17 protein-coding genes are annotated in these 20,673 nt (G+C 68.2%); 11 read left to right on the top strand and 6 right to left on the bottom strand.

Translation table 11 applies throughout. The annotated features are described in order from the left end of the window. Positions 1–281: 281 nt before the first annotated feature. Positions 282–1,931, top strand: coding sequence for a glycerol-3-phosphate dehydrogenase/oxidase (locus AAW51_RS25200; protein ID WP_047198285.1), 1,650 nt, complete (start codon positions 282–284; stop codon positions 1,929–1,931). Between the two features lie 68 nt (positions 1,932–1,999). Here the strand turns inward: AAW51_RS25200 and AAW51_RS25195 are convergent, their stop codons facing one another. Beyond that, a complete protein-coding gene (locus AAW51_RS25195) occupies positions 2,000–2,974 on the bottom strand; it encodes an SDR family NAD(P)-dependent oxidoreductase (RefSeq protein WP_238947693.1) in 975 nt (324 codons plus the stop codon). Positions 2,975–3,362: 388 nt separating this feature from the next. Here AAW51_RS25195 and AAW51_RS31025 point away from each other — a divergent pair, with 388 nt between their 5' ends. Next, entirely contained in the window at positions 3,363–4,205 is an 843-nt protein-coding gene (locus AAW51_RS31025; RefSeq protein ID WP_047196821.1) for a PEP-CTERM sorting domain-containing protein, read from the top strand. A gap of 47 nt (positions 4,206–4,252) precedes the next feature. Here the strand turns inward: AAW51_RS31025 and AAW51_RS31020 are convergent, their stop codons facing one another. Together AAW51_RS31020 and AAW51_RS25180 are read right to left on the bottom strand one after the other, a co-directional pair. After that, entirely contained in the window at positions 4,253–6,343 is a 2,091-nt protein-coding gene (locus AAW51_RS31020) for a PEP-CTERM sorting domain-containing protein (protein WP_047196820.1), read from the bottom strand. Positions 6,344–6,495: 152 nt separating this feature from the next. Next, complete coding sequence (locus tag AAW51_RS25180; protein WP_047196819.1) at positions 6,496–7,422, bottom strand: DUF6929 family protein; 927 nt, start codon at positions 7,420–7,422, stop codon at positions 6,496–6,498. Positions 7,423–7,779: 357 nt separating this feature from the next. On the opposite strand from AAW51_RS25180, the gene AAW51_RS28545 reads away from it, so the two are divergent. Next, a complete protein-coding gene (locus AAW51_RS28545) occupies positions 7,780–8,469 on the top strand; it encodes a hypothetical protein (RefSeq protein WP_053013896.1) in 690 nt (229 codons plus the stop codon). 61 nt (positions 8,470–8,530) lie between these two features. Continuing rightward, the gene (locus tag AAW51_RS25170) at positions 8,531–9,025 is read left to right on the top strand and encodes an HrpB1 family type III secretion system apparatus protein (protein ID WP_053013895.1); all 495 of its coding nucleotides are present in this window, start codon (positions 8,531–8,533) and stop codon (positions 9,023–9,025) included. Between the two features lie 17 nt (positions 9,026–9,042). Here AAW51_RS25170 and AAW51_RS28540 read toward each other — a convergent pair whose 3' ends face one another. Then, a complete protein-coding gene (locus AAW51_RS28540; protein ID WP_053013894.1) occupies positions 9,043–9,474 on the bottom strand; it encodes a hypothetical protein in 432 nt (143 codons plus the stop codon). 233 nt (positions 9,475–9,707) lie between these two features. Next, complete coding sequence (locus AAW51_RS25160) at positions 9,708–10,355, bottom strand: 3-keto-disaccharide hydrolase (protein WP_083438564.1); 648 nt, start codon at positions 10,353–10,355, stop codon at positions 9,708–9,710. A 520-nt stretch (positions 10,356–10,875) separates the two neighbouring features. On the opposite strand from AAW51_RS25160, the gene AAW51_RS25155 reads away from it, so the two are divergent. Next, positions 10,876–11,055, top strand: a complete 180-nt coding sequence (locus AAW51_RS25155) for a hypothetical protein (protein ID WP_047196818.1) — start codon at positions 10,876–10,878, stop codon at positions 11,053–11,055. A 61-nt stretch (positions 11,056–11,116) separates the two neighbouring features. Here the strand turns inward: AAW51_RS25155 and AAW51_RS25150 are convergent, their stop codons facing one another. Continuing rightward, entirely contained in the window at positions 11,117–12,685 is a 1,569-nt protein-coding gene (locus tag AAW51_RS25150; protein ID WP_047196817.1) for a YifB family Mg chelatase-like AAA ATPase, read from the bottom strand. A gap of 324 nt (positions 12,686–13,009) precedes the next feature. Here AAW51_RS25150 and AAW51_RS25145 point away from each other — a divergent pair, with 324 nt between their 5' ends. The 6 genes from AAW51_RS25145 to gshB all read left to right on the top strand — a co-directional run bounded on the left by AAW51_RS25145 (position 13,010) and on the right by gshB (position 20,597). Then, entirely contained in the window at positions 13,010–13,348 is a 339-nt protein-coding gene (locus tag AAW51_RS25145) for a P-II family nitrogen regulator (RefSeq protein WP_047196816.1), read from the top strand. 19 nt (positions 13,349–13,367) lie between these two features. Then, complete coding sequence (locus AAW51_RS25140) at positions 13,368–14,789, top strand: ammonium transporter (protein WP_047196815.1); 1,422 nt, start codon at positions 13,368–13,370, stop codon at positions 14,787–14,789. A 300-nt stretch (positions 14,790–15,089) separates the two neighbouring features. Beyond that, positions 15,090–16,385 carry a glutamate--cysteine ligase gene (gene gshA / locus AAW51_RS25135; protein ID WP_047196814.1) on the top strand — a complete coding sequence of 432 codons (1,296 nt, stop codon included), beginning with the start codon at positions 15,090–15,092 and terminating at the stop codon, positions 16,383–16,385. Between the two features lie 85 nt (positions 16,386–16,470). Next, positions 16,471–18,372, top strand: coding sequence for a potassium transporter Kup (locus AAW51_RS25130; RefSeq protein ID WP_047198279.1), 1,902 nt, complete (start codon positions 16,471–16,473; stop codon positions 18,370–18,372). A gap of 78 nt (positions 18,373–18,450) precedes the next feature. After that, the gene (locus AAW51_RS25125) at positions 18,451–19,641 is read left to right on the top strand and encodes a benzoate/H(+) symporter BenE family transporter (protein ID WP_047198278.1); all 1,191 of its coding nucleotides are present in this window, start codon (positions 18,451–18,453) and stop codon (positions 19,639–19,641) included. After that, positions 19,641–20,597 carry a glutathione synthase gene (gene gshB / locus AAW51_RS25120; RefSeq protein WP_238947692.1) on the top strand — a complete coding sequence of 319 codons (957 nt, stop codon included), beginning with the start codon at positions 19,641–19,643 and terminating at the stop codon, positions 20,595–20,597. The genes AAW51_RS25125 and gshB overlap by 1 nt, the downstream gene beginning before the upstream one ends. The last annotated feature ends 76 nt before the right edge of the window (positions 20,598–20,673 follow it).

Here is a 20,673-nt window from a genome sequence, read left to right as displayed (position 1 = left end):
CTTTCGCCCGCGCTGTGTCGAACGGCCGACTCCGGTGCTCGTTCCCACGCCCTTTGCAGGCCCAGCCTGGGCGCTCGCCCGCCTTCAGCACGCTGCGCGCCACGTTGCGGCGTCCGCCGTTTTTCCGTCAAAAATGTTCGTTTGTTTTCGTTTAACGCAAACGTAATGATCGAGTGTGTTCCTTTTTGTTGACTTTCGGCGCGGTTCAACTGACACTGGTTGCCAGCGTGGCCTTCGGCCCGCTCCTCCACCGGCTGCCTTTTGTCCTGCTTTTGTCTGCCATGTCCTTGCGTTCCACCTGTGTTTCCCGACTCAAAACCGCCGTGTTCGACACCCTGGTCGTCGGCGGCGGCATCAACGGCGCGGTCACGGCGGCCGCGCTGGCCGAACGCGGCGCCCGCGTCGGCTTGATCGATGCGCGCGATTTCGCCGGCGTCGCCAGCCAGCAGTCGTCCAACCTGGTGTGGGGCGGCATCAAATACATGGAGTCGTTCGAGTTCGCATTGGTGAACAAGCTGTGCGCGTCGCGCAACCACTTGATGCGCAGCTATCCGTCGTCGGTGCGCGAAATGCGCTTCTTCACGGTGCACGAAACGGGCTTCCGGCACTCGCTGGCCAAGCTGTACGCCGGCACCTGGCTCTACTGGCTGATGGGGCGGGGCCAGACCCGCATCCCGCGCTGGATGTCGACGGCGACGATCCGCGCCGAGGAGCCGGTCATCAACCTCGACGGCTGCGACGGCGGCTTCGAGTATTCGGACGCCTATTTGATCGACAACGACGCGCGCTTCGTATTCCAGTTCATCCGCGCGGCGCTCGACGCCGGCGCGGCGGCCGCCAACTACGTCGAATCGCAAAGCGCAGTGCGCGGCAGCGACGGCCTGTGGCAGGTGCAGGCCGTCGACCGCATCAGCGGCGAACGTTTCAAGATCCTCGCGCGCACCTTGGTCAACGCCTGCGGCGCCTTCGTCGACCAGCACAACATCCGCAGCCGGCAGACCACGCAGCATGCGCACGTGTACTCCAAGGGCATCCACCTGATCGTCGACCGCATCACCGACAGCCGCCGCATCCTGACCTTCTTCGCCGACGACGGCCGCTTGTTCTTTGCGATCCCGATGGGCGACAAGACCTGCATCGGCACCACCGACACCCGGGTCGACGACCCGCTGCCGCAGGTCACCGAGGCCGACCGCCGCTTCGTGCTGGACAACATCAACAAGCGCTTGAAACTGGCGCGGCCGCTGCAGACGAGCGACATCATTGCCGAGCGCTGCGGCGTGCGACCGCTGGTGGTCAAGCAGGGCGGTGGCGGCACGCCCGACTGGCTGCAGATGTCGCGCAAGCATGTGGTCGAAAGCAACCGCGAGCGCCGGCACGTGAGCATCTTCGGCGGCAAGCTGACCGACTGCCTCAACGTCGGCGAGGAACTGTGCGAAGAGATCGTCAAGATGGGCGTGCCGCTGCCGCACCCGCGCCGCCGCTGGTACGGTGAAGGCCGGCCCGAGCAGCGCGAGCTGTTGTTGCGGCAGTGCGCCGAGCTGGCGCTGCCCACCCCCTCGGCGGCGGCCGGCGAGGAGGGGAGCGGCGAGCGGTTGTGGCGTCTGTACGGCGAGGCGGCGTTCGAGCTGCTCGAAACGCTGCGCGCCGACCCGAGCGCGGCCGAGATCGTCATCGAAGGCACCGACTACATGCGCTGCGAGTTGGCGCTGTGTGCGCGGCGCGAGATGGTGACGACGCTGGAAGATTTCCTGCGCCGGCGCACCAAGATCGAGTTGACGCTGGGGCGGGCGCGACTGCAGGCGTCGAAGGGGTTGCCGGAGGCTTGCCGGCTGTTGTTCGGCCAGGACGCGCAGCGTCAGCTGGACGCCTATTTCGCGTCAGGTGCCGCACCCGTGCGAACGGAGCAGCGCGCCGCGGCCCTCGCCTGAGATCTCGCGCGCCTCGGCCGGTCTTCGGTGCCGCTCGAGGCGAGCCGACACCGGTCACCCAGTGCCCGTCAGCCCAGCGACGTCTTGCCGCCGTCCAGCACCATGTGTGAGCCGGTCATGTAGGGGAAGTCGTCGCTGCACAAGGCCAGCGCAAAGGCCGCGATCTCCTCGGCGGTGGCCATGCGTTGCTGGCCCGGCACGTTCAGCTTCGCCCATTGACGTGCCATCACCTGCCACATGGCATCCGGCACTTCGGTCATGCCCGCCAGCCCGCGCACCAGCGGGGTGTCGACGGTCCCGGGCAGCAGGGCGTTGATGCGGATGTTGTGGCGCGCATAGTCGAGCGCGGCGCCCTGCACCAGGCCCAGCAAGGCTCGTTTGCTCGCGCTATAGGCCGAGCGGCCGGGGTGGCTGCCCAGCGCGGCGATCGACGAGGTGACCAGCACCACGCCGCCGCCGGCCGACATCATGTGCGGCAACTCATACTTCATCGCCAGGAAGACACCGCGCACGTTGGTGTGCTGCACGCGGTCCCATTCGTCGGTGCCGAACTCGTGCAGCGGCTTTTCGATCGAGATGCCGGCGTTGTTGAAGGCGATGTCCAGCCGGCCCAGGCGCTGCACCGTGCGGTTGACGAAGTCGCGCACCTCACCCTCGTTCAGCACGTCGGCGTGTTGATAGTGGGCTTCGCCGCCCGCCGCCGTCACGGCGCTGACCAGCGCCTGGCCCGCGGCGTCGCGGCGGCCGCAAAAGCTCACGCGCGCGCCTTCGGCCGCAAAGGCCCAGACCGCGGCACGGCCGATGCCCGAGGTGCCGCCGGTCACCAGCACCACCTTGCCGTCGAAGCGGCGCGGGCCGACACGGGGCGGAAGCGCCGGCTGGCGCGCGTCCTGCGCCAGCGCCACACCTCCGGCCAGGCCGGCCACCAGGCCGCCCACCGTCCCGGCGGCAGCGCTGCCAAGCATGCGCCGGCGGCCGGGGTCGGGCAGCGGCGGCGGAGCCACCAAGAGGGTGTCGTCCTGATCTGCAGCGGGCTGGTTCATCTTGATGATCTCCATCGGGTGGGTGTCAACGCAGGTCGTACCCCTCGCAGCACGCGAGTGTGTGTGCGACGAGGACTGGGGCTGACTGTAGGAAGACGTCGTGAAGCCGGCATTAGGGGCGCAGTGACCCGCTCGCGGCTGTGGAGGACGGGGGCGGGCACGTCAAGCGAAGACGCGCGCGTCAACAAGGAAGATGCACAAAGACGCACGAAGGCGCGCGCGTCAATAGAACATGCAGCTCGACTTTTCAAGCCGCACTCGCCCCTTTGTTCAGGGGTGGCCCGCGATGCCCCTGTCGTCGATAGTGCCGTTCGGAGCCTGTTCTGGGTGAAAACGCCTTTGCCGCCCTCGACGTGTGCCCCTGCCCCCAACTGCAAGGAGCCCTGCGATGCCGTCTCGACTGTCCGGTGTGTCCGTGGTGTGTGTTTTCGTGGTCGGCATGGTGCTGGCCGGCCCTGGTCGAGCGGGTGCCGTGGCTGAAGCGCGTTTGAGCGAGTTGCAGTTCTCGCTGGTCGACCTCGCACCGGACGACGGCATCGCGCCGTCGTTCTCGATCGTGGCCGACCCGGACGCGCCCAACCGCCAGCGCACCGAGCTGACGGTGTCGGTCGACCACAGCGGGCTGGGCACGCACGACGACGCCATCCTGGCCGACTTCTCCTTCATCGCGACGCTGAACCTCACCCGGTCGGTCACCCTCCAGCAGGCTGAGGCCAGCACCACCGACACGTCCTTGCAGGCGCGTGCGGTCAGCCTGGCGCGCGGCAGCGCGACCGCCTTTGCCTCGGCGGAGAGCAACGTCTTCTTCGCGGACGACTTCGGCATCAGCGTGTCACCGCACACGGCGCTCACGGTCACGGCCGACGCGAGCGTGACGGCGCTCGACACCGGTGCCGCCGGCGCCGAGGGTCACGCCTACGAACATGCCCGGGCCGAAGCCTTCCTGCGCATCCGCGGTGCCGACCCGGGCGATGGCAGCGGCCCGCAGGACAGCTTCAGCCAACGCAGCGCCATCACCGCGGTCGACGCGGCGGTGGACGACCTGGACAACTCGGGGCTGCTGTCGATCAGCTTTCACAACCTGAGCGCGGCGCCGCTGTTCGGCTACTTGTCGGCGCGGGCCACCGCGTCGGCTTTCGGGGTGACGGCTGTGGTGCCCGAACCCGCCAGCGCGGCCCTGGTGCTCGCCGGTCTCGCTGCGCTGGTGGCGGCGCGCCGCGCCCGACGCTGACGCTTGGCCGCCCCTGCTGACGCCGGCGCTGGTGCTGCACGCCGGCGTCAGTCGCTGCGGCTCGCGACCCCGGCGCCGTTCGCGGCCGACTCGCACGAGTGTCGGCGCCGGCGGCTGGCGCCGGCCAAACCGAGCAAGCCTAGCCCGACGAGCGCCCAAGTGCCGGGCTCCGGCATCGCGGTGACCGAGACGTTGTCGAAGGCGGCGAAGTAGACCACCGTCTGCCGCGCATACTGGTTCGAGCCGCCAAAGCGCTCGATCTCGCCGTGGTAGAGGCCGGCGAAGCTCAGGGAGTGGGTGCCCGGCGTCAACGTGAGATCCAGTTCGTGCCACCGGTCGGCCTGCCCGTGCACCGCCTGGTACTCACCGAGCAACTGGTCCCCCAACTGCACCGCATAACGCTGGCCGCGGTGCTCGTCACCGTAAAAGGGAATGCTCTTCTCCCACGGATAGCGAACCGAGTAGGTGCCGGCATCGGTCCACCTCAAGCGATAGTGACCGGCCTCGGTCACCGTGAAGGCCTGCCCGAAGGCCGCCGCGTTGAACATCCAGACGGCGGGGTCGGGCCGGCCGTCCGCCGTCGGCAGACGCTTGTCCGACCACAACACCGCATTCTGGAACAGCTCGCCGCCGGCGATCTGATCGTCGGCGCTGAACCGGGGCGTGTCCCAGTGCTCGGGCACGTCCAGCGGCCAGTAGAGGTCGGGGTCGTAGAGGCGGCGTTCCTCGAACTCGCCGTTGCGCAGCAGGTTCTCCCCCGCCGACACGGAACCGCCGGCGAGCAGCAGCAAGGGCACCACACCGCGGAGGAGGGCGCCCGCACGCAACGGCCCGAACGCGAGAGGCCGCCGTCCTCGACGGACGGTGGCGAACAGGCCCAACCCCAGCATCAGGCCCTTCGAGGGCTCCGGCACCGGGGTCAACAGGAAGTAGGACGAACGGCCGGTCGCGTCGTGCCAGCCCCGCACGACGATCTGGCCCGCATCATTGATCTGCGTCGGTTCCCGCAGGGTCCAACCGGCCAGCGCTGCGGTGTCGACCAGGCGATTCAGGTCCTGGAAGGAGCGCCCGTCGAACGACACGAGCGCGACGGTGCTGGCGGCCACCACGTGCCCGGCGCCGTTGAGGTCGATCGGCCGCACCCGGCCATCGTGCCCCACCACCGCTGACGCATCGATCTCGCGCAGCACGCCCGCTTCCCACAACGCGGCCCGGTAGCCGGCCGGTTCCCCGTTCACATACTTGGAGGCCTGGACCAGCACCTGTTGGCGGTTGTTGATCTTGACCGGCTCGATCCAACTGTTCCCATGGCCATCCAGCCAGAGATGCCCCAGGTCGATGGCGGCACCGTCGCGCCACAGCAGGCCGCGCGCTCCGCCTTCGCTGCCCCAGGCCACCCCGACGGCCCGCCCGGCGTCATTCAACGAGATGGCGCGGCTGTCGGGCCCTGGCAGCGCGGTCGGGACGCCGTGGCTGTCCCAGATCACCGCCTTGGAGTAATGCGTCTCGCCATCGGACCAGCCCACGTTGCCAGCGATCTGACCGTGTACGTTCAATGCCTCAATGCGGGCCGAGATGCCGGCTGTCGCGCCCGAGAAGCCGGCCAGCTGCACCCGCCGTCCCTCGGACCACAGGAACCCGGTGCTGTAGTTCTCGACGTCGCCCGAGGTGTTGTAGGTGTAGGCGTCGCCGGCCACCTGACCTCGCGCGTTGATGAAACGGGCCACGCCGTAGGCCTCGCCCCACCGGTCGTGGCCGAAGTCCCCGAGGTAGGTGACGCGACCTTGCGACCACATCGCCGCGCGGCTGCCGCCGTACACGCCCGAGGCGAAGTAGCTCGAATGGCCGGCTACCTGGCCTGCCGCATTGACGCCGTACGCGACGCTGTCGCCATAGCCACGAGGACTCGTGCCCAGCGGCGGCAGCAGGCTGACGGTGCCGTCAGGTCCGTGCACGTACATCGAAGGCGACCCGCTGACCGAGACGACCAAGTGGCCGCGTTCACCGAGTGTGATGGACCGCACCGAGTCGGGCTCGTATGGCAGAGGCAAGGCCTGGTAGGCCGGCGCTGCGTCGAGAGGACCGTGCAGAACCGAAAGGATGAGCGCCGCGCATGGCGCCAACAGCGTCTTGTTCATCTCCCTGAAACCTCGCTTTCCGGACGCCGTCCGAATCTGGATCGGCTCCGGCGAGAGATGTAGCACTGGGCGTTCGTGCCCGGGCCCCTCACTTCGGGGGCGCTCGCTCGAGCCATGGGAGCGCGGCCCGGGAGACCGGTGCAACCCGCCGTTCAGCTCGTCGGTGGCAGGCTCAGCGTGGCCGACAGCAAGCGCGCGGGAAGGTCGCGGTCGTCGGCATCGGTGACCATCAGGAGGTCGATGCGGTCGCCGCGCAAGGTGGCGTCGATGCCCTCGACCTTGCAGACGAGGTTCAGCGCTTCCAGGGCCCGGACGCTTCCGGCCGCGTCGACGACACCCACGGCCGAGCCCAGACAGCGCCCGTCGGCGTAGCTGTCGGGCGTGTCCTCGGCCGCCGCGCAAAACACCCATCCGCCGTCGGGCAGCGCGCAACCGTCGGTGAAGCACAGGGGCGTGCCATGGAGCAGGCCCAGATCGAAGCGGGTGATCGACACAGCGGCAGGTGCGGGGCCTGCGCCGCACAGCCAGCGTTCGACCTCGGGCCAGGTGAAGGTGACACAAGCATTGACCGGCGTCGCCCGGTTGCCGCGTTGCAGCAAGCACAGCCGATCTGGCGCGACGAAGGCGCCCTCGATGTTCAGCTCGGGGAAGTGCAAGCGCAGTGGCTCGAGCAGCGGCGTCAGGTCGACCGGCCGCGCTGCACCGTCGATCTCCCCCCGGTTATCGAGAGGCACCAGCGCTGCGCGCAAGCGTGTAGGACGCGATCCCGAACCCACGGCCAACAGCGCGCCGAACGGGTGGTCGGGGAAGGCTGGCAGCAAGGTCAATGCTTCCAGGTCCGGCTTGGTGGCCTTGCGCTCGGGATGGCCCGCCGGCAGCGCGCCCTCGAAGACGCGAAAGCGCTGGCCGGCTCCATCGTTCGACAGGTCGAAGACGCCCAGCGCGTTTTCGTCGTCGGCCACCACGTAGAGGCGTTCACCGACGCGCACCAGGCCGCTCGCGGCGCTCAAGTGGAGCGGGGCGGTCGTGTCGGGTCCTGGGTCCAGCTGGAGGGTGCGGAGGGGGGTGACTTGAAGCATCTGGGAAGTCATTGTGAAAGCAGCGTTGTGAAAGCAGCGTTGTGGAAGCAGAGCATGAACGCGCGGAAGGACCCGACGAACGGGAGCCCTACCGAGAGTGTGCGGCATGCGATGAAGGGGCGGCAGCGCCGAGGGCAAACCGGGTCCACGAAATGGGTCGACAACCGTCCATCACCTGTTGAACACCGCTCGCGCTTTCGAGCGTGCTCGTCAGGTACGCCGACGCCAAATCCGACGACGCGTGCTTCGCATTCCGATGGATGCGTTCGTTTCGTCGAAGTGGTCCCTAGCACCCGTCGCTATCGTGAATTCGGGCGCCTTGCCCTCTTGTTCAAACCCCACTCAGGAGCAACGATCTTGAATCCCATCAGCGAAACCTATTTGCACCCGACCATCCCCACCGCTCAGCCGTATGGCGCTGGGGCCCCCACCGACCCGACGCAACTGCTGGCCCAAGCCCAGAACCTGCTGGAGAACCTGGAGAACCTGGTCGAGCAACTCGCCGGCGCACCGTTGGATCAGCAGGACCCCTACGGCGGCCAGCAGCCTTACGGGGGCCAGCAACCCTATGGTGGCCAGCAACCTTATGGCGGCCAACAGCAGCAGTTCGACGGCGGGCAGTTCCAACAACAGCCGCAGTACCAGACGGGGCAGTATCCGAACTCGCAGCCGCCGGCCGGGCCCGGGCCGACCGGTCAGGGCACGGCCGCTGACGACGGCTACGGCGCCGGCCAGGGGCTGCGCGACGTGAAGATCAACACCGCCGCCGGTGGTGAGGCGCTGCACCTGCAGGCCGACAGCCAGGGCAATCTGTACAACGGCAGCGGCAACCACGTGGGCGTCATGGGCCAGGACGGCAGCATCACGCTCAACTCCGGCGCCACCAAGGAACGGGAGCGACTGGAGACCGGGGACCAGGGCATCTTCAAAGCGTTTGGCGGCCCTGACGAGGCCGAGGGCGACGATGGTCGCGATGGCAGCGTGACCTGGGACGCCAACCAGGTGACGGTCTCGGCCGGCGACCTGAACCAAGAGAACGACTTCTGAGGCATAGGTCAGCGGGCACCCGCCGGCGTCCTTTGGCAGGTGCCCCTCCGCCTTTCGCCCTATGTCATCCGATCAACCCCATCCGCTTCCGGGCAGCGACCTGGCCTTGAAGGTGTTGATGAAGATCTTCTCGCTGGGCCTCGCGACCGCACGGCACGACGACCTGGAAGACATCCTCGCCGCCGCGCTGCGCCTGCATTACGACGAGGGCCAGGCGACGCTCGCCGAAGTGCGGCTGCAGATCCGGCTGGAAAACTGGATCGGCGCGGTGCGCCTGCTGAAGCAGATCGAGGTGGCGACCCGCATCGATCCCGCGTTGACCAGCGCCTTGCTGGCCGGCTGTTTGTTCCGGATGGGCGATGCCGAGTGGTCCCGTTATGCCGCCAAGCTGTTGCGAGAGGGCGGCAGCAACGGGGCGCTGCAGTTGCTCAACGGCTTCCTGCAAGCCCAGGCCGGCGGGCTGCATCCGGCGCCCAACGCGGCCGAGGCGGAGCAGGTGCGCCAGCGGATCACCGCGATCTTGAAGAACGCGCAGGCCAAGGCCGGGGCCCCTTGATTCGCTGGGCCCCTGGCCTACCAACGGCTGCTGCGCAGCGTCTTTTCGTGCAGATGGGTGAGGACCCGCGACGCCGCGAGCAAACCCCGATACATGGCCGGCGCCGCGCGCCGCCATTCCTCGTCATCCCCCAGGCCGGCGTCGACGATGCGCTGTGACGTCTGTTCCAGCGCGGCGCAGACTTGGCGCAGGGCAGGGCCTTGCTCGGGGTCCCGCAACAGCGCGGGCAGCCGGTCGAGCAGCGCGGCGCACGCCTGCAGCGGCTCGAAGATGCGGTGTCGCTCCACCGCCTGCGTGCGGGGGCTGCCACTGAGATCGAAGCGCCCAGGCTTCCGTACGCCGCCGTCCTCGATGCGAGCACGCGCCGGCGCCCCCGCAGCCTCCTCCGTGGCGGCACTGTGCGGATGCGACGCCGAGGTGTTGCTCGCTCCCTTGCGGTCTGGGTTCATGTTCACGCTGTCCGGTGAGAAAGGTGGGGTCCCAAGGGGCGGGGCGGTCGTGGACGCGGGAAGATTCGCGGCACCACAGTCGGGCCCGGCCATACGGCGAGGTAGAGCCATCGATTCAACGCGCCCTCCGCCGCAGGGCCGGGCCGCCATGCGAATTCGAGACGTCAAATGCGAACAGCCTGCTCGGCGCGCGGGCCGAGGGCAGGGCTGCCCTGCTGGGCACTGCGTCCGCTCTAGAGCCTGCGGATGCGGAGCCGTCTGAAACGAACCGCAGCGCCATGGTGCTGAAGGACGATGTGGCCTTCGCGTTCCCGAGCGAAGTTCGGAAACTCGGCGAACTTGGTGTCCGCGATCCGGGCCCGGAGCCCGCCCTCGTCCAGGTCGCAGCTCAGCACCAGGCGGCCGCCGAGCCAGTGTTCGACGTGCCAGCCCCGTACGACGATGCGTGAGGCGACAAAACCTCCGATGGGCGGGAGTGGGAATGGGGCCGGCGGTGCGATGCCATAGACGGACCCGCATCGGGTGACAGGCTCGCGAGCATCGGGGTGCCGTGTGTCGTCGAGCAATTGCATTTCGGGTCCGCTTTGCCAGGCGGCCGACGCGGACTCGTGCACCCGGTACAAAACGCCTGAGTTGCCACCCGCAGGCAGGGCCCATTCGAAATCGAGCACGAAGTCGGCGTAGCGCTCGGCCGAGACGAGATCGACGGCCGGTGCGCCGGAAATCGCCTGCATCACGTCGTCGTCGTGCACCTGCCAGCTGTCGAGCGGAAAGCCCTCACCTCGATACGCTCGCCACAGCGTGGGCGGTAGGGGCTCCTCGTCGAGGTTCTGGGCGAAACGGCCCGGTGGCGGTCCGCCAGTGAAAACATTGCCTTGCATGCGCAACGTGCGTGCAAGTGGCGTTCCGCAGCCGCTCACCACTTCCTCGCCCGTCCTCGAATCGCTCGGGCAGCCGCTGAGGCACGGATGCCAAGGCGAAGTGATGCTTGGCGATCGAACAGGGAGGCGCGGTGGATCAAGACCACCTGCCGCCGCAGCGGATCGAGAGCTGCAGGCGGTCGTCGACGTTGGCCACCCGGAGGTGCCGGGCGGCCGTCGACAAAGCCGAATCGAGGAATGTGCATTGCTCGATGAGGGATGGGCATGGACTGCTGCTGGTCCTGCCAACGTGATGAAGGAGATCCGAGATGTCCAGTCCTACGAAACATCGTGCGAGCAACACCAACAGCGGTCACACCCGCAACGACGAAAGCAGTCATGCCAGGAAGCTCAGCGACACGGAGCACGGAATGGCCGCGACGGGCCGCAAGTCAGGTGGTGAGGGCAAGAAGGCGCCCGCACCTGTGGCCGCCAAGCGTGGCGGTTGATCGTTCCATCGAGATCTGAAAGGAATCGAGTCATGGCCCATACCCAGCACAATCACCCGCGTACCCCGAGCGCCGGGTCCGGAAGCAACGAAAAGAACGCCGGTCCGCCCGTTGAGTCACAGAACGATCCGCAGCGCGGCCAGGGCACCAAAGTCACGCAGAGCCCGCGCAAGCATGCGCCGCAGGCGGCGGCCGGCAAGCGTCACGAATAGCGTTACCGGGAGCGGCTGACCTGGCTCGGGCCGGCTCCCGCAGCGCACTTTCGGGCGGCGCTCATCCCGCCACCAACCCCCGCCGCAGCTGTATCGCTTCGGCCAGCTGCGCCCGCTCGATGGTGTCAGCGCCGGCAAGGTCCGCCACGGTGCGGGCCAGCTTCAGCACCCGGTGGTAGCTGCGCGCCGACCAGCCCAGCCGCTCGGCGGCGGCACACAGGAAGTCGGCCGTGGAGGCGCCGAGCGCACAGTGCCGGTCGACGCCGGCCGAATCGAGTTGCGCATTGGCAACGCCTTGACGGCGCTGCTGGCGCTCCAGCGCCGCGGACACGCGCTGCGCCACGGCCGCACTCGGCTCGCCGTCCGGCGTGGCGCGTAACTCGGCTGGCGACAAGGCGCCCACCTCGACGTGCAGATCGAGGCGGTCCAGCAGCGGGCCGCTGAGCCGGCCTTGGTAGCGGGCCACCACGTCCGGGCTGCAGCGACAGCTGCGCTGGGTCGAGCCGTACCAGCCACAAGGGCAGGGGTTCATCGCGGCGATGAACTGGAACTGTGCCGGGAACTCCGACTGGCGGGCGGCGCGCGAGATCGTGATGCGCCCGCTTTCCAGCGGCTCGCGCAAGGCTTCGAGCGCGGCGCGCGACCATTCCGGCAGTTCGTCGAGGAACAGCACGCCGTGGTGGGCCAACGAGATCTCGCCGGGGCGTGGCGGCGAGCCACCCCCGACCAGTGCCACCGATGAAGCGCTGTGGTGCGGGCTGCGGAAGACGCGCTGCCGCCAGCGTGCCGGCTCGAAACCGCCGGCCAGGCTCAGCAGCGCGGCCGATTCGAGGGCGGCGTCGGTGGACAGCGGCGGCAGCAGGCCGGCGAAACGCTGGGCGAGCATCGACTTGCCACTGCCCGGGGGGCCGACCATCAGCACGCTATGGCCTCCGGCGGCGGCGACTTCCAGTGCACGCTTGGCCAGCGACTGGCCTTTCACGTCGCGCAGGTCGGGGCAGGGTGGGGCCGCGCCGCCCGCGGCAGGGGGGCGCACTCTCTGCCAGCCCTGGCGCCTCTCGCCGTGCGGGCCGGGCGCGCCGTCGCCGTTGATGCTGCTGCTGCTGCTGTTCTCGCCGAGCAGGGCCTGCACCACGTCGAGCAGGTGCCGGGCACCGTAGACCCGGGCCGGCTCGACCAGCGCCGCTTCCTCCGCACTCGCCCAGGGCAGCACCATCGCGTGCGCAGCGCCCTGGCGATGCAGCGCCAGGCTCATGGCCAGCGCGCCGCGCACCGGCCGCAGGTCTCCCGCCAGCGACAGCTCGCCGGCGAATTCATGATCGGCCACGCGCTCAGGCGGCAGCTGGCCGCTGGCCACCAGGATGCCCAGCGCGATCGGCAGGTCGAAGCGGCCCGATTCCTTGGGCAGGTCGGCCGGCGCCAGATTCACCGTGATGCGCTTGTTGTGCGGAAACGTCAGACCGCTGTTCAGTAGCGCGGCGCGCACCCGCTCGCGGGCTTCCTTGACTTCGGTGTCGGCCAGCCCCACCAGGGTGAAGCTGGGCAGCCCGTTGGCCAGGTGCACTTCCACCGTGACCTCGGGTGCCTGCAAACCGGCGAGCGCGCGGCTGCGGATGACGGCAAGCGACATGCGAACCCCCTCCCTCGAAACTTGTTGGTCGGTCGGTCGGCCGCCGGCGTCCGCGAGACGGCGCCGTGTCGGCCCGGCAGCCTCCATGCACCACGGTCAGTACACCGCGGGCCGATGGAAGCGCCCAAAATGTTCCTTCTTGGTGCAAAGTCGCGGCAAGCACAGAACAGGTGCAGAAAAATCGCGCTTGCAGCCCGTTACAGCGCCGTTATGGGGCGCGTGCACCCCGTCAGTTCATGGCACAGATCATGCACTCCGGCTTCCCGGCTGGGCGCAATGCTAGGGCGCCGATCCCGCCTCACCTTCCCTATAAAGGAGCAACCCATGAAGATGGTGACCGCCATCGTCAAGCCGTTCAAGCTTGATGAAGTGCGTGAGGCCCTGAGCAACATCGGTGTTCAGGGCATCACGGTGACCGAAGTGAAAGGCTTCGGTCGTCAAAAAGGACACACCGAGCTGTACCGGGGCGCCGAGTACGTTGTCGACTTTCTGCCGAAGGTCAAGATCGAGGCGGCCGTCGACGATGCGGTGGTCGACCAGGTGATCGAAGCCGTGGAGACCGCCGCCCGCACCGGCAAGATCGGCGACGGCAAGATCTTCGTCTCCACACTCGAACAGGTGGTGCGCATCCGCACTGGCGAAACCGGCAAGGACGCCCTCTGAGGCGACAGTGAGACTACCAATGAAGAAACTTCTCGCGATTCTGGCGCTCTCGGCTGCGGCCCTGGGCATCGGCGACCTGGCCTGGGCGCAGGACGCCGCCTCGGCACCTGCCGCCACCGCCATCACTGAAGCCGCGCCGGCCGCCGCGGCCGCCGCGACCGATGCCGCAGCGCCCGTGGAGGGTGCGGCCGCCGCCGCGTCCCCGGCGCCCACCGTCGACAAGGGCGACGTCGCCTGGATGCTGACGTCGACCCTGCTCGTGATCCTGATGACCATCCCCGGCCTGGCCCTGTTCTACGGTGGCCTGGTGCGCGCCAAGAACATGCTGTCGGTGCTGATGCAGGTGTTCGTGGTGTTCGCGCTGATCGTCGTGTTGTGGGCCGTTTACGGTTACACGCTCGCGTTCGGTGGGGGCGGCTCGTTCATCGGCACCTTCGACAAGCTGTTCCTGGCCGGCATCACCAAAGATTCGCTGGCGGACACCTTCACGGCGGGCGTGAAGATCCCCGAGTACGTCTTCGTCGCTTTCCAGTCGACCTTCGCGGCCATCACCTGCGGCCTGATCGTCGGCGCCTTCGCCGAGCGAGTGCGCTTCTCGGCCGTGCTGCTGTTCTCGGTGCTGTGGTTCACCTTCAGCTACCTGCCGATCGCCCACATGGTCTGGTTCGCCGAGGGCCTGCTGTTCAAGGACGGCGCGATCGACTTCGCCGGTGGCACGGTGGTGCACATCAACGCCGGTGTCGCCGGCCTGGTGGGCGCCTACCTGGTGGGCAAGCGCATCGGCTACGGCAAGGAAGCGATGCCGCCGCACTCGCTGACGCTGACCATGGTCGGCGCCTCGCTGCTGTGGGTGGGCTGGTTCGGCTTCAATGCCGGCTCCAACCTGGAAGCCAATGCCGGCGCCGCCCTGGCGCTGATCAACACGCTGCTCGCCACCGCGGCCGCCACGCTGTCGTGGATCGGCGGTGAATCGCTGTCCAAGGGCAAGGCGTCGATGCTCGGCGCCGCGTCGGGTGCCGTGGCCGGTCTGGTCGCCATCACGCCGGCCTGCGGCACGGTCGGCCCGATGGGCGCGATCGTGATCGGCCTGGTCGCCGGCATCGTCTGCCTGTGGGGTGTCAACGGCCTGAAGCGCATGCTCGGTGCGGACGACGCACTCGACGTGTTCGGCGTGCACGGTCTGGGCGGTATCCTGGGCGCGCTGCTGACCGGCGTGTTCACCGCGCCGGGCCTGGGCGGCACCGGTGCCGCCGAGTTCTCGATCGCCCACCAGCTGTTCGTGCAGGCCAAGGGCGTGCTGATCACCATCGTGTGGTCCGCCGTCGTGTCGCTGGTCGCCTACAAGGTGGTCGACCTGCTGGTCGGCCTGCGGGTGCCCGAGGAAGCCGAGCGCGAGGGCCTCGACATCACCTCGCACGGCGAGACCGCCTATCACAACTGAACCACCGCCGGCTCCCCGCAAGGGGAACCCGCCCGGAGGCCTCCGCAAGGAGGCCTTTTTGCTTGTTGGCGGGCGAAAAAGGGACCGCGCCCACCGGGGGTGACCGGGCGCCGGCGCCCGGCTATCGCGACGATAGGAAAAACTCGCGCCCTGTCTGGGCCGCGCCGGGCGCGGCCGCGGGCGACATCCGCCCGCCTGCCGCCCGAGGCGCCCTTGCGAGGCGGCGATTCGCCCTCACGTGCCTGACCTAGAATCGTCTGCCCCAGCCACATTGGAACAGCCTTCGACGAGGCATTGCGCATGGTCCCCCATCTCATCACCGCGCTCACCGGCCCGATCAACGAACTCGAGCAACGCATCCTGGAGTCCATGCCCGCGATCGAGCGCTGGTTCCGGCTCGAATGGATGGAGCACACGCCGCCTTTCTACACCTCGGTGGACGTGCGCAACGCCGGCTTCAAGCTGGCGCCGGTCGACACCAATTTGTTTCCCGGCGGCTTCAACAACCTGACCGAGGAAATGCTGCCGCTGGCCGTGCAGGCGGCGATGGCGGCGATCGAAAAGATCTGCCCCGAAGCCAAGAACCTGCTGATGATCCCCGAGCGGCACACCCGCAACACCTTCTACCTGACCAATGTGCAGCGCCTGGTGCAGGTATTCCACCAGGCCGGCCTGAACGTGCGCCTGGGCTCGCTGGACGAGAGCATCAAGGAGCCGACCGAGCTGACGCTGCCGGACGGCAGCCATTTGACGCTCGAACCGCTGGTGCGCACCAAGCGCCGCCTGGGGCTGAAGGACTTCGACCCCTGCACCATCCTGCTCAACAACGACCTGTCGGCAGGCTTGCCGGAGGTGCTCGACGGGCTGCACGAGCAATATCTGCTGCCGCCGCTGCACGCCGGCTGGGCGGTGCGGCGCAAGTCCAACCACTTCCAGGCCTATGAAGAAGTGGCGAAGAAGTTCGCCAAGCTGTTGGGCATGGACCACTGGCTGATCAACCCGATGTTCGCCAAGTGCGGCCAGGTGAACTTCCACGAAGGCACCAACATCGATTGCCTGCAGAGCAACGCCGACGCGCTGCTCAACAAGATCCGCCGCAAGTACAAGGAATACGGCATCCAGGAAAAGCCGTTCGTGATCGTCAAGGCCGACGCCGGTACCTACGGCATGGGCATCATGACGGTGCGCGACGCCAAGGACCTGGCCGAGCTGAACCGCAAGACGCGCAACAAGATGTCGGTGATCAAGGACGGCCAGGAGGTCACCGAGGTCATCATCCAGGAAGGCGTGCCGACCTACGAGCGTATCAACGAGGCGGTGGCCGAGCCGGTGGTCTACATGATCGACCGGTATGTGGTCGGCGGGTTCTACCGGGTACACGCCGAACGCGGCATCGACGAGAACCTGAACGCCCCCGGCGCCAGCTTCGTGCCGCTGGCGTTCGCCGAGTCCAACCAGCTGCCGAAGGCCGGCATGCGGCCCGGGGCCAGCGCGCCCAACCGCTTCTATATGTATGGTGTGATCGCCCGTCTGGCGATGCTCGCGGCCAGCTACGAGCTGGAAGCGACCGATCCGGACGCCGAAACCTACGATTGACACCGCCGGGCACCCGCGTTGCTGCACTGCAACAAACCGCGCGGTGCCGGCGCCGCCGCGGGAGCACAATGACTCCATCTACCGCATGACGCAGCTGCCTGTGCAATCCAGTCCCGTTGCCCGCGCCCAGGGCTCGCAACTCGCGACCCTCACGCTCGGCGCCGTCGGTGTCGTCTACGGCGACATCGGCACCAGCCCGCTGTACGCCCTCAAGGAAGTTTTCGCACACGGCCACATGCCGGTGTCGGCGGAGAACATCCTCGGCATCCTGTCGTTGATGTTCTGGACGCTGACGATCATCGTTTCGCTGAAGTACGTCAGTCTGATCCTGCGCGCGCACAACAACGGCGAGGGCGGGCTGGTGGCCATGCTGGCGCTGGCCTCGGTGGCCGTGAAGGACCGCCCGGTGCTGCGGCGCTACCTGCTGATCCTCGGCATCTTCGGCACCGCGGTGTTTTTCGGCGACGGTGTCATCACGCCGGCCATCACGGTGCTGTCGGCGGTCGAAGGCCTGGGCGTGGCGGCGCCCGGGCTGACGCGCTATGTCGTCCCGGTGACCTTGCTGGTGCTGACGGCGCTGTTCGCGATGCAGAAGCACGGCACGGCGAGTGTCGGCAAGCTGTTCGGGCCGATCACGGTGGTCTGGTTTTTGGTGCTGGCGCTGCTGGGTTTGGTGCACGTCGCCGGCAATCCGTCGGTGCTGGCCGCGCTCAACCCGTTCTACGCGCTGCGCTTCATCGTCGGGCAGCCCCATGTCGCCTTCGTCTCGCTCGGCGCCATCGTGCTGTGCGTGACCGGCGCCGAGGCGCTCTACGCCGACATGGGCCACTTCGGCAAGCGGCCGATCCGGTTGGCCTGGTTCGGCCTCGTGATGCCGTCGCTGGTGATCAACTATTTCGGCCAGGGCGCGATGCTGCTGGCCCACCCCGAGAACGTCAACAATCCGTTCTACGAAATGGCCCCCGAGTGGGGGCTGTACCCGCTGATCGTGCTGGCCACCTGCGCCTCGGTGATCGCCTCGCAGGCGCTGATCTCGGCGGCGTTCTCGGTCACCAAGCAGGTCATCCAGCTCGGCTATCTGCCGCGGCTGCGCGTGTGCCACACCTCGGTGCGGGAGGCGGGCCAGATCTATTTACCGTTCATCAACTGGACGCTGTACGGTTGTATCGTGATCGCGGTGACCGTCTTCGGCTCCAGCAGCGCGCTCGCGTCCGCTTACGGCATCGCCGTGACGGTCGACATGCTGATCACCACCGTGATGACCTTTTTCGTGATCCGCTACGCCTGGCACTACCCCTGGGCCTTGTGTGTGGCCGCCACGGGCTTCTTCTTCATCGTCGACGCGCTGTTCTTCGCCGCCAATGCGATGAAGTTGTTCGACGGCGGCTGGTTCCCGCTCCTGATCGGCGCCGTGATGTTCACGCTGATGATGACCTGGAAGCAAGGTCGCCACCTGCTCGGCGAGCGCCTGCGCGAGGAGTCGATCGAGCTGAAGGCGTTTCTCGACTCGGTGTTCCTGAGCCCGCCGACGCGGGTGCCCGGCACGGCGGTGTTCCTCAACGCCGAAAAGGGCGTGACGCCCAACGCGCTGCTCCACAACCTGAAGCACAACAAGGTGCTGCACGACACCAATCTGTTCGTCACGGTGCGCCACCACGAGGTGCCCTGGATCGGCTTCGACCGGCGTGTCGAGGTCGAGCCGCTGGGCCACGACTGCTGGCAGGTGGTGCTGCACTTCGGTTTCAAGAACGACCCGGACGTGCCCGATGCGCTCGAGCTGCTGCGCATCCACCGCGTGCAGCTCAATGACATGGAGACGTCCTACTTCCTGTCGCGCGAGATCGTCAGCCCGTCGATTGCCAAAGGCATGGCCACCTGGCGCGAAAAGCTGTTCGCCAGCATGCACCGCAATGCGTCGGCGGCGGCCGATTTCCTCAACCTGCCGGCCAACCGCGTCGTCGAACTCGGCTCGAAAATCGAAATCTGAACCCGGCCGGTCGGGCGCCGCCGGCCGCCGCGGGGTGGCGAGCGTGTGAGGCGGGTGAATCTGCTGCTGGTGCCGACGATGCGTTTTTTGCGTGACCTGTCGCTGTCTGCCGTTGTGGCCGGGTTCGTGGCCGTGCTGGTCGGCTTCACCAGTTCGGTTGCGCTGGTGTTCCAGGCCGCCGAGGCGCTGGGTGCCACACCGGCGCAGACCACCTCGTGGATCTGGGCGCTGGGCCTCGGCATGGGTCTCCCGTGCATCGGCTTGTCGCTGTACTTTCGGCAGCCGGTGCTGGTCGCGTGGTCGACCCCCGGCGCCGCCGTGCTGGCCACCGCCGGCGTGTCGATGCCCGAAGCCGTGGGGGCGTTCATGCTGAGCGCCGGGTTGATCACGCTGTGCGGGCTGACCGGCTGGTTCGCCCGTGTCATGAACCGCATCCCCTTGCCGCTCGCGTCGGGCCTGCTGGCCGGCGTGCTCGCGCGTTTCGGCATGGAGGCCTTCGTCGCGCTCAAGAGCCAGCCGCTGCTGGTGACGGTGATGTTCGGCGTTTACCTGCTCGGCCGGCGCGCCTGGCCGCGTTATGCCGTGCCCGCCGTGCTGGCGGCGGGCATCGCGACGGCGGCCGTGCTGGGCCTGCTGCAGGGATCGCAGCTGCAGTGGACGCTGGCCGTGCCGGTCTGGACGACACCCCAGTTTTCGGTGAACGCCGCCATCGGTGTGGCGCTGCCGCTGTTTGTCGTGACGATGGCGTCGCAGAACCTGCCGGGCGTGGCCGCCATCCGCGCCGCCGGCTACGACACACCGGTCTCGCCGCTGGTCGCCACCACCGGCCTGACCACGCTGCTGCTCGCGCCGTTCGGTGCCTACGCCGTCAACCTGGCGGCCATCACCGCGGCCATCTGCCTGGGGCGCGAAGCCCATGAAGATCCCGCCCGGCGCTACACCGCCGCGGTCATGGCCGGGGTGTTCTATCTGTTGGTGGCGGTGGCCGGCGGTGCCGTGGTGGGCTTGCTCGCGGCCTTTCCGCGCGAGTTGGTCGTCGCGGTGGCCGGCTTCGCCTTGCTCGGCACCATCGCCGCCGGACTGGCCGCGGCGGTGAAGGACGATCGGCACCGCGAAAGCGCGCTGATCACCTTTTTGGTCACGCTGTCCGGCGTCACCCTGTGGGGTGTCGGCTCGGCCTTCTGGGGCGTGGTCGCCGGCGCGATCGCGCTGGTGGTGCAACACTACCGTACCCGCCCCGCACAACCCGATGTCACGGTAAAGCCCTGATGAACCTCCTTTTCATTGCCGATCCGCTCGAGCACTTCAAGATCTACAAGGACACCACCTTCGCGATGATGCGCGAGGCCGCGGCCCGCGGCCACCGGCTGTCGGTGTGCCAGCCCTGCCACGTGTCGTGGCGCAGCGGCGGACGCGTCACCGCGCTGGCCCAGGCCATCACGCTGACCGGCGAGCCGGACGCCTGGTGGCGCCCCGAAGGCGACGCCGCGCCCCTGGTGCTGGCCGAGACCGACGGTGTGCTGATGCGCAAGGACCCGCCGTTCGACAGCGAATATTTCTACGCCACGCATTTGCTCGAGCAAGCCGAGCGTGAAGGCGCGCGGGTCGTCAACAGCCCGCGGTCGCTGCGCGACCATCCCGAAAAGCTGGCCGTGATGGAGTTTCCACAGTTCGTCACGCCGACGCTCGTCACCCGCAGTGCCGACGAAGTGCGGCAGTTCCACGCCGAACACCGCGACATCATCCTGAAGCCGCTGGACGGCATGGGCGGCATGGGCATCTTCCGCGTCGGTGCCGACGGGCTGAACCTGGGCAGCATCGTCGAGACGCTCAACCAGCATGGCACCCGCACGCTGATGGTGCAGCGTTTCATCCCCGAGATCACGCAGGGCGACAAGCGGGTGCTGATCATCGACGGTGAGCCGGTGCCGCACGTGCTGGCCCGCATCCCGCAGGGCAGCGAGGTGCGCGGCAACCTGGCGGCCGGCGGCAAAGGCGTGGCGCAACCGCTCAACGATGCCGACCGCGAAACGGCCCGCGCCGTGGGCCGCTTGCTGGCGCCGCGCGGGCTGCTCCTGATCGGGCTCGACATCATCGGCGACCGTGTCACCGAGGTGAACGTGACCAGCCCGACCTGTTTCCAGGAGATCCAGCAGCAAACGGGTTTCGACGTCGCCCGCACCTTCGTCGACGCACTCGAGCGGGTGCTGCAACGCGGGCGCTAGCCGCGCCCGGCCCCCTGCGCGCGGCCGATACCCCCGCCGCGGCCCGCGGTACTTCGGCGGGGCGGGCGCCACCCGA

Origin of the sequence: Caldimonas brevitalea (assembly GCF_001017435.1) — a bacterium.
In the GTDB taxonomy this organism is placed as follows: domain Bacteria; phylum Pseudomonadota; class Gammaproteobacteria; order Burkholderiales; family Burkholderiaceae_C; genus Caldimonas; species Caldimonas brevitalea.
This window is presented reverse-complemented; position numbering and strand designations above follow the sequence as displayed.